This window comes from Ruegeria sp. O6, from assembly GCF_056535045.1.
The window spans coordinates 1-1,925 of the sequence record NZ_JBQERM010000039.1 but is presented as its reverse complement, the minus strand read 5'-3'; the positions used below and the strand labels follow the sequence as shown (position 1 = coordinate 1,925).

General features: G+C 63.5%; 1 protein-coding gene. It reads left to right on the top strand.

Features of this window, described 5'->3' with window-relative positions; genetic code table 11:
* The first annotated feature begins 9 nt into the window (after positions 1–9).
* The gene (gene xsc, locus ACR0DY_RS19870; RefSeq protein ID WP_209508319.1) at positions 10–1,785 is read left to right on the top strand and encodes a sulfoacetaldehyde acetyltransferase; all 1,776 of its coding nucleotides are present in this window, start codon (positions 10–12) and stop codon (positions 1,783–1,785) included.
* Positions 1,786–1,925: the final 140 nt, after the last annotated feature.

The following is a 1,925-nucleotide window of genomic DNA, read 5'->3' as shown; positions in this document are numbered from 1 at the left end:
AACACCCCTATGAAGATGACGACGGAAGAGGCCTTTGTTAAGGTTTTGCAGATGCATGGTATTGAACATGCGTTTGGGATCATTGGCTCTGCGATGATGCCGATTTCGGATCTGTTTCCGAAGGCTGGGATCATGTTCTGGGACTGTGCGCATGAGGGCAGCGCGGGGATGATGGCGGATGGCTACACCCGGGCGACCGGCAAGATGTCGATGATGATCGCGCAGAACGGTCCGGGCATCACCAACTTTGTGACCGCCGTCAAGACTGCCTACTGGAACCACACCCCGCTTCTGCTGGTGACCCCGCAGGCGGCCAACAAGACCATCGGTCAGGGGGGCTTTCAGGAAGTCGAGCAGATGAAGCTGTTCGAGGACATGGTCGCCTATCAGGAAGAGGTCCGCGACCCGACCCGCGTCTGCGAGGTTCTGAACCGTGTGATCATGCAGGCCAAGCGCGCCAGCGCCCCGGCCCAGCTGAACATCCCGCGCGACATGTGGACCCAGGTTGTCGATATCGACCTGCCCGCCATTGTCGAGTTCGAGCGCCCCTCGGGTGGCGAAACCGCCGTGGCCCAGGCGGCCGAGCTGCTGTCGAACGCCAGAAACCCTGTCATTCTGAACGGCGCCGGTGTGGTTCTGGCCGAAGGCGGCATCGAGGCGTCGAAAGCGCTGGCCGAGCGCCTGGATGCGCCGGTCTGCGTCGGCTACCAGCACAATGACGCCTTCCCGGGCAGCCACCCGCTGTTTGCCGGTCCGCTGGGCTATAACGGTTCGAAAGCGGGGATGGAACTGATCAGCGAGGCGGATGTTGTCCTGTGCCTCGGCACCCGTCTGAACCCGTTCTCGACCCTGCCGGGCTATGGCATCAACTACTGGCCCGCGGATGCCAAGATCATCCAGGTTGACATCAACCCTGACCGTATCGGCCTGACCAAAGCGGTCAGCGTCGGCATCATCGGCGACGCCGCCAAGGTGGCAAAGGGCATTCTGGCCCAGCTGAGCGACACCGCCGGTGACGAAGGCCGCAAGGAGCGCAAAGAGCGCATCGCGCAGAAGAAATCGGCCTGGGCGCAGGAACTGACCTCGATGACCCATGAGGATGACGATCCGGGCACCACCTGGAACCAGCGCGCCCGCGCGGCCAAGCCCGACTGGATGAGCCCGCGCATGGCGTGGCGCGCCATTCAGGCGGCGCTGCCGAAAGAGGCGATCATCAGCTCGGACATCGGCAACAACTGCGCCATCGGCAACGCATATCCGTCGTTTGAAGAGGGTCGCAAATACCTGGCGCCGGGCCTGTTCGGCCCCTGCGGCTATGGCCTGCCCGCCGTTGTCGGTGCCAAGATCGGCTGCCCGGATGTTCCGGTTGTGGGCTTTGCCGGTGACGGCGCCTTTGGCATCGCGGTGAACGAGTTGACCGCGATTGGCCGCGAGGAATGGCCCGCCGTGACCCAGATCGTGTTCCGCAACTACCAGTGGGGCGCGGAAAAGCGCAACTCGACCCTGTGGTTCGACGACAACTTCGTGGGCACCGAGCTGGACACCAAGGTGTCTTATGCCGGTATCGCGCAGGCCTGTGGCCTGAAAGGCGTTGTCGCCCGCACCCAGGACGAGCTGACCGCGGCGCTGAACCAGGCGATCGAGGACCAGAAGAACGGCATCACCACGCTGATCGAGGCCCTGATCAACCAGGAGCTTGGCGAGCCTTTCCGCCGCGACGCGATGAAAAAACCCGTCGCCGTCGCCGGCATCAGCGCCGATGACATGAAGGCGCAGGGCGCTTAACCCCAGGACGAGGCCGGAGCACATGACCCTGACACCCGTCGAGCTGTTGCGGCAAAACGCTCCGGCCACCCGTCCCATAATCGCCCTCAGCGAAGGCAACGACCCCCGCATCACAAAAGGGGCCATCAACGCGCAGAGGG

Bases quoted from the DNA above. Each gene is read 5' to 3' on its own strand.
- xsc (WP_209508319.1), top strand. From the start codon at position 10: ATGAAGATGACGACGGAAGAGGCCTTTGTTAAGGTTTTGCAGATGCAT.